Raw genomic sequence first — 7488 nt, forward strand, 5'->3', positions numbered from 1 at the left:
TATATATTATAAGTTTCTCAGAAACAAAATCAAACTCCAGTATGTGCCGATATATACCCACAGATAGGAAACAACCGATCCGATCAGAAAACCCACATATACCTGTGCCGGAGTACTTCTGTTGAGCATCAGACGCGATACCCCTAAACACCCTGCTAAGATAAACAAAATCATGAATAAAACAGGTAGGTTGAGTCCTTTTATATTGTAGCAAACTGACAAGATGCAACCAATCATTCCTCCTATAGCCATCATATACGCGCTTATCTTCCAAAATCGTGAAATAATAGCATATATAACCAGCAATATTAAAGGAGTAAGGATAACGGCAAGGAACCAGATATACAATTTGGCAGAGAAGAAATAATAGAACAAAAGGGCATAAGAGAGGAAGAATACACTGAGAGGTAAAATCCACTCGCTCCTGTTGTCCAGATGATAATCCTTGATAACATGTGTCAATCGCAGGAAGTAAATACCCGAAACCGGAATAATGCACGAGAAAAAGATTACAGGAGTCATGAATCTTATAAACTGATTGGCAAAAAGGAATGTAAAATCAGTAGATAAAAAGATAATAGCCACACTGTATATAACCATGAAAACAGGATTTAGCACAAACGAAATTATTTGTGGTAAAATAGGCTCTTTCTCTTGTGGTGGACTGTATATAATAGATGCTCTCTGCTCTATATGGTTATTTTCTTCAATTAACGTGTACTCCTTTTCTTCTTTCATATTTCTTTTCTTAGTCGGGCGACAGGCAGATTCATCTGTTCCCTATATTTTGCTACAGTACGGCGTGCTATGATGTATCCTCGTTCGTTTAATATTTCTGATAGCTTATCGTCTGTCAAAGGTTTCTTTTTGTCCTCATTTTCGATGCATTCCTTTAGAATTGCTTTTACCTCACGGGAAGAGATTTCCTCTCCTGTGTCGGTTTGCATAGACTCCGAAAAGAAATACTTTAACGGGTATATTCCAAAACTTGTTTGCACGTACTTGCTATTACTAACCCGAGAGATTGTAGATATGTCATAGCCGGTTCGCTGCGCAACATCTTTTAGTATCATGGGTTTTAGCTGTGATTCGTCTCCCGTAAGGAAGAAGTCATATTGCATATCCATTATTGCTTGCATAGTCCGTTGTAGAGTATCTTGCCGCTGTTTGATGGCATCGATAAACCAACGGGCTGAGTCTAGCTTTTGCTTTACAAACAATACTGTATTCTTACTGTCGAGAGACATACTCTCTTTGTTGTCCGAAAAACCTTTAAAAAGTTCAGAATATTCGCGGCTGACTCTCAGATCGGGTATATTTCGGTTATTCAAACTCAGAAATAGTTCACCTCCATACGAGTCTATCGTAAAATCGGGTACAATCGTGCTGAGAGTAATAGATAACGAATCGCCCCAATTATTTCCCGGCTTGGGGTTTAGAGTTGTGATTTCCTGAATCACTTCTTTGAGTATCTCTTCGTCTATATTCAGTTGTCTGATTATCTTATCATAATGCCTTTTGGTAAATTCATCGAAAAGGTTGGTTATGATATTTATTGCATAATCTACAATCTCTGATTTTTCTTTTCTTCCTAGCTGTAGCAGTAAACATTCTTGCAGGTTGCGTGCAGCAATTCCGGCAGGTTCAAAGTCTTGAATCACTTTAAGTATCTCCTCCAGCCTTGAAACGGGGATATCTATATTTTGCTGAAAAATGAGGTCATCTGAGATTGCCGATAAAGATCGGTCGAGATAGCCGCTTTCGTCAATGTTGCCGATAATATATTCTGCTACCTTTTGGTTTTCATCGTTCAATTCACATTCGCCGAGTTGTTCGATAAGGTACTCATGTAAAGATGCTGCTACTGAAAACGGAATTTCTTCTTGTTTTCCTACTCCTTGTCTGTTGTTGTCGCGAAGTTGGTAATCAGGTATTTCGTCTTCGTTCATGTAGTCGCCTAGCGTGAGGTCTTCCTGCGAGATATTTGTATCGTCCTCCGAACCATATTCATCGTCATATTCGGAGTTATCGTTGGGTTCGAGCCCTTCTTCCAAAGCCGGATTTTCTTCGAGCTCCTGTTTTATTCGTTCTTCCAATTCAAGTACAGGCAATTCGGTTAGTTTTATAACCTGCATCTGCATAGGCGAAAGCTTCTGCTGTTGTTTGAGCTGTAATTGTTGTTTTAGAGCCATAAATACTACTGAATTCTATTAAAACAAAGATAATAATAAAAACAATATTACATTATCGATAGTTTTCTAACTAATAAGAATTCACAATCTCTCCTAATATTTTCCATTCTTCTATTTTTTGATCCAAAGTCATTCTTGCATTCGCCGAACTGGGAGAGGGCAGGGTGGTAAACTTCTTTTTTGCATCGAAACCTACATATTTTTTATAAAATTCTTCCGCTTTTTTACTGGTGAAAAATATGTGTTCGATCTGAGGATATTCTTTAAAAAACTTCTTGAAATTGTTAGGCTTTTCATTTTTGATGCTGCTGTCTAAGCTTCCCTTTCCTTCACACGATTCGAGTACATCCCATATTGCTATATTTTTCTTTATCAGGAAATCGCTTTTTTCTTTGTAGCTATCCGGTAATTCTTCCCCAAAGAGGGTGAAAATTATTCTCCAAAACTGATTGCTTTTGTGCCCGTATCTTTCTTGTTTGCGTAAAGATTCCTCGCTCGGCATTGTTCCAAGAATCAATACCTTACAATCTTTATTTACGATAGGGTCAAATGCAATTTTTCTCATATCTCACTATTTTATGCCATCCATCATTTTTAGCAATCTTCTGGAGAGGAAGAAAAGAATGACTGAAGCTGCTCCTGCCATGAATACGAATAACATGAAGAAGTCGTAAAGATTTGATATCTGATAGCCTATGAATGTTTTTGGATTTTCCAGTTGTTGCTTTTCCAAATTTCGTTGTACTTCAGTCTTCAAATTCTGATTTTCTATTTTAGAAAATGTTATTCGATCGAATGGAATAACCGCTGTCCCGTCTTTTTGAGTTACCAACTCCTTAAAATCTTCAGGTAATAAAGTTAATGAATTTTCTTTTTCTACCGATTGTACCAACGAAAGCTCGATAATTGGCTCAGGATAATAACTGCTTAATGTACCTGCAAACTTATTTGCCGCAGCCGTACTCAAATACCAAACAGCCATAAGCAGCGAAGCAAATCGGAGTGGAGCGAGCTTGTTAACCATGGATAATCCTATTGGCGATAAACACAATTCGCCGAAGGTGTGAATAACATAGAGGCTGATAAGCCACAGCATACTTACTTTTACTCCCGGAGCGAGACCTTTTACTCCAAAAGCGATAATCAAATATCCTAATGCTAATAGAAATAAGCCGATAGCCTGCTTAATAGGCGATGCCGGTTCTTTTCCTCGTTTGCCCAGCTTTGTCCATAAAAACACAAACACAGGGGCAAAAACAATGATGGAAAGAGCATTTATTGCCTGAAAGTAGGATGTAGGAACAGTCCAGTTGAATAGTTGAATATGTCTTTCGGTCTGTTCTTCGGCAAAATAGGTAAGAGATGCTCCGGCCTGCTCGAAGGCAGCCCAAAAGAAAATAACGAAAAATGCGATGATATATATTACCCAGATACGTGACTGTTCTATTTTTGTAAGTGAAGAGTCTGAAATAATATATCCGGGTGCGGCTACAGCTATAGAGAAAATGATAGCTCCGATAATATCTGTTTCGAGAACAGAATAAAGCAGGAAGAATAATAAAATCCACACCATCCCCCAGATTATTATCTGTCTCGCATTTCCTTTTTTGTTCTTTGTTTCAGAGATGATATTATCTGTGGATTCTTTTACTTTTGTCTTCAGTAGGTCTTTGTTGTTCGGGATCACCCCGATGGCCTCTCCTGATGGAGTCACCAGATATTTATTTTTGAAAAAGATGAAAACTACGATACCTAAAAGCATGCCTATACATCCTGCAAGAAAACCCCATTTGAAGTCGGACGGATGTCCCGTATCACCGAAGAAACCACAAATTAATGGTGCAAAGAACGATCCTACATTTACTCCCATATAGAATATCGTATATGCAGAATCTTTGCGACTATCTCCCGGTTCGTATAGCTGCCCAACCATTGAAGACATATTTGGTTTAAAAAAGCCGTTGCCTAAGATGAGGAATCCCAATCCCGAGAACATTAACATGGTGGCTACGTCTATACTTTCGAGGAAGCTGCCCGATAGAAACAATAGAAATTGTCCGATAGCCATAAGCGAAGCCCCTACGATTATAGAGCGTCTGTTGCCCCAATAACGGTCGGCGATATAGCCTCCGATGAGGGGTGTTAGATAAACAAGCCCTGTATAACTTCCGTATATCTGCCCGCTATATGCTTTGTCAAACAATAACGCTTTGAGCATATATAGAGAAAACAAAGCTCGCATGCCATAATAGCTGAAGCGTTCCCACATTTCGGTCGCAAATATGAGATAGATACCTTTAGGATGCCCTTTGGGTGAAGCTTTTAATTCTGTCTCAGAATTCATGGATAGTCTAAAATTATAAATGATTATTATTAAAATGAATAGACCCGGATTTTTGTTTATCCGGGTCTAATTCTTTATTTCTTTATGTTTGGTAATTCAAGCCCGTAGCCCTTTGCCTTATCCTCTCGTTTGAGTAATATGGCGACTATAAGTGCCAATACCCCAAAGGAGGTGAATATTATCATGGGTAGGGTATAGTCGTATGTGAAACTTCCATCAGGTCGCTGTCCTGTAACACAATACTTTTCTAATACTTTTCCGATCAGGTAAGGAACGCCCATTAATCCCCAATTTTGTACCCAGAAAATCAAGGCATAAGCTGTACCCAATTTATTTTCAGGAATGATTTTAGGGACAGAAGGCCACATAGCTGAAGGCACAAGTGAAAATGCAATACCCAACAATACCATCAAGGCTGTTGCAAACCACCATACATTAAGGAATGGAATAGCAAATAAGAAATGGACAACGATAAGCAAAATAGCACCTATCATCATTATAGATGCGCCTTTTCCTTTTTTGTCATATACACCTCCAAAGAACGGAGTTAAGAATATTGCTCCAAGTGGAAGTATTGCCGGAATGTTTCCTGCAAATTCAGGCTCCACATTGTATTTGTTTATCATGAGGTCAACAGCATATTTCAGAAATGGAAATACTGCCGAGTAGAAGAGTACACATAACAATGCGATTAACCAGAAGCCTCTGTTTTTTACGATATACAGAATATCTGATGCTTTGAAAGGATCTTCCTGACTTTCGCTTGTCTGAGCAATTGAAGCATCCAGCTTTCTGTCCATTACGCTGAATACGAGAAATGCGATTAATCCGATACAAAGTAAAACAAGTCCGAATAAGATAGGTGCAGAAATACTATTGAAATATTTAGCGATAGGTATAGCGCCTGATAGAGCCAACGTTGTTCCTATACGTGCAACTGATACTTGGAGACCCATTGCCAGAGCCATCTCATAGCCTTTAAACCATCTTACAATTATTTTAGTGACAGTAATACCGGCGATTTCGACTCCCATGCCAAATATTGCAAAACCAATACTTGCTACCATAACCTGAGTACTGACTCCGAAGATAGAACCCTCGAAAACTTGTCCATAAGCTACTGCGTAGTATTTCAGAGCACAGCCTACAACCATTAGGATACATGCTCCCAGCCCTGTAAAACGCACACCCATTTTATCGAGAATAATACCTCCGAAAATGAGCATAAGCAAAAATACATTGAACCATCCGTATGCACTGGTGAAAAATCCGTAGTCAGAACTATCCCATCCCAGCTGACTTTCAAGCATTGGTTTCAATGGAGCCATAACGTCAGTAATGAAATAGCCACAAAACATAGTGAGTGCAACAACTCCCAATACGGTCCATCGGGCTGCTTTGGAGTCACTCAATTTTTGCCTTAGTATTTCGGTCATAATTAATTGATTTTTGAGTAATAAATATTCGGTTTTTGATTTTTTTTGTGCAAAAGTATCGAAAAGAATTATAATAAAGTGGCAATCTGCTAAAAAACATAGGTTAAAACTAGTTAGCAGGGCAGTCTTTTAGTACTTACACAAGGTGCGATATCTATGTTTATAAAGGAAGGAGGGTGCAACTTATCTTTCGTAATGGGCTACTTATTATTCAAAAAATGTATCTTTGTTTCTAAAAATAAAACGAAGGGTATGACCTTAAAGGATAAACATATTGTATTGGGTATAACCGGTAGCATTGCAGCATATAAGGCTGCTTCGCTTGCTCGTTTGCTTATAAAAGCAGGAGCCGAAGTGCAAATAGTTATAACACCTGCAGGAAAAGAATTTATCACGCCTGTTACATTATCAGCACTGACAGGTAAACCTGTTGTTAGCGAGTTTTTCACGGCAAATGACGGTACATGGCATAGTCATGTCGACTTGGGACAATGGGCCGATTTGATGCTTATCGCACCCGCTACTGCTTCCACACTTGGCAAGATGGCAAATGGCGTTGCCGATAATATGCTTATCACTACCTATATGTCGATGAAAGCACCCGTAATGGTAGCCCCAGCTATGGACTTGGATATGTTTGCTCATCCTGCTACTACTCGCAATTTGGAGATTCTTCGCTCTTATGGCAATATTATTATTGAGCCTGCTGCCGGAGAACTAGCAAGCCATTTGATAGGCAAGGGACGGATGGAAGAACCTGAGAAAATATTATCTGCTGTTGAGGATTTTTTCAATCAGCAAGAAACTCTTTCAAAAAAAAAAATACTGATAACGGCCGGACCGACTTATGAAAAAATAGACCCTGTACGTTTTATCGGGAACTATTCATCGGGTAAAATGGGTTTTGCCTTGGCTGAAGAATGTGCACGTCGTGGTGCAGAAGTCGTTTTGGTTGCAGGCCCTGTTTCACTGAAGGTAAATCACCCCAATATAAAAAGAATTGACGTGGAGTCGGCAGAGGAAATGTATAATGCCTCGGTAAAAGAATTTCCGGGAATGGACGCCGCTATTCTTTGTGCTGCCGTTGCCGATTTTCGTCCATCGGAACAGTATTCTCAAAAAGTAAAGAGAGGAGAAGATTTATTGACGATCTCTCTTGTTCCTAACAAAGATATTGCCGCATCGCTTGGCAAGATGAAGAAGGCAAACCAATTGTTGATAGGCTTTGCCTTAGAGACAAACGACGAAGAGACAAATGCTCTGAAAAAAATGGCAAAGAAAAATCTCGATTATATTGTCCTTAATTCGCTTAATGACGCAGGAGCCGGATTTAAGTATGATACGAATAAAGTTGCTATTTTGAAGAAAAATGGAGAGCGAAAAGATTTCGGGCTAAAATCTAAATACGAGGTTGCTTCTGATATTATTGATCATACTATGCAATAAACTATAGTTCTTTACTTCTATTTTTTTGATATATAATTATCTAATATAATAAGGCTTTGCAGAGTATGTA

Annotated in this window: 6 protein-coding genes; 1 reads left to right on the forward strand and 5 read right to left on the reverse strand. The window is 38.8% G+C overall.

Annotated elements, in window-relative coordinates:
- Nucleotides 1-6: 6 nt before the first annotated feature.
- From B3P17_RS07545 to B3P17_RS07565, 5 genes are all read right to left on the reverse strand, one after another.
- Complete coding sequence (locus B3P17_RS07545) at nt 7-738, reverse strand: hypothetical protein (RefSeq protein ID WP_252637826.1); 732 nt, start codon at nt 736-738, stop codon at nt 7-9.
- Nucleotides 735-2192: an RNA polymerase factor sigma-54 gene (gene rpoN, locus B3P17_RS07550; protein WP_135105371.1), complete on the reverse strand. Its 1458-nt coding sequence runs from the start codon at nt 2190-2192 to the stop codon at nt 735-737. The genes B3P17_RS07545 and rpoN overlap by 4 nt, the downstream gene beginning before the upstream one ends.
- A gap of 70 nt (nt 2193-2262) precedes the next feature.
- Nucleotides 2263-2757 (reverse strand): DNA-deoxyinosine glycosylase, encoded by a 495-nt coding sequence (locus B3P17_RS07555; protein WP_252637825.1) that lies wholly within the window; start codon nt 2755-2757, stop codon nt 2263-2265.
- A 6-nt stretch (nt 2758-2763) separates the two neighbouring features.
- Entirely contained in the window at nt 2764-4536 is a 1773-nt protein-coding gene (locus B3P17_RS07560) for a peptide MFS transporter (protein WP_291104831.1), read from the reverse strand.
- A gap of 74 nt (nt 4537-4610) precedes the next feature.
- Nucleotides 4611-5972, reverse strand: a complete 1362-nt coding sequence (locus B3P17_RS07565) for an MFS transporter (protein ID WP_252637823.1) — start codon at nt 5970-5972, stop codon at nt 4611-4613.
- Nucleotides 5973-6224: 252 nt separating this feature from the next.
- Between B3P17_RS07565 and coaBC the strand changes: the two genes are divergently transcribed.
- Nucleotides 6225-7418, forward strand: coding sequence for a bifunctional phosphopantothenoylcysteine decarboxylase/phosphopantothenate--cysteine ligase CoaBC (gene coaBC / locus B3P17_RS07570; protein ID WP_252637822.1), 1194 nt, complete (start codon nt 6225-6227; stop codon nt 7416-7418).
- The last annotated feature ends 70 nt before the right edge of the window (nt 7419-7488 follow it).

Source organism: Dysgonomonas sp. UBA7630 (assembly GCF_002483985.1).
Classification (GTDB): domain Bacteria; phylum Bacteroidota; class Bacteroidia; order Bacteroidales; family Dysgonomonadaceae; genus Dysgonomonas.

Bases quoted from the DNA above. Each gene is read 5' to 3' on its own strand.
- B3P17_RS07545 (WP_252637826.1), bottom strand. From the start codon at position 738: ATGAAAGAAGAAAAGGAGTACACGTTAATTGAAGAAAATAACCATATA.
- rpoN (WP_135105371.1), bottom strand. From the start codon at position 2,192: ATGGCTCTAAAACAACAATTACAGCTCAAACAACAGCAGAAGCTTTCG.
- B3P17_RS07555 (WP_252637825.1), bottom strand. From the start codon at position 2,757: ATGAGAAAAATTGCATTTGACCCTATCGTAAATAAAGATTGTAAGGTA.
- B3P17_RS07560 (WP_291104831.1), bottom strand. From the start codon at position 4,536: ATGAATTCTGAGACAGAATTAAAAGCTTCACCCAAAGGGCATCCTAAA.
- B3P17_RS07565 (WP_252637823.1), bottom strand. From the start codon at position 5,972: ATGACCGAAATACTAAGGCAAAAATTGAGTGACTCCAAAGCAGCCCGA.
- coaBC (WP_252637822.1), top strand. From the start codon at position 6,225: ATGACCTTAAAGGATAAACATATTGTATTGGGTATAACCGGTAGCATT.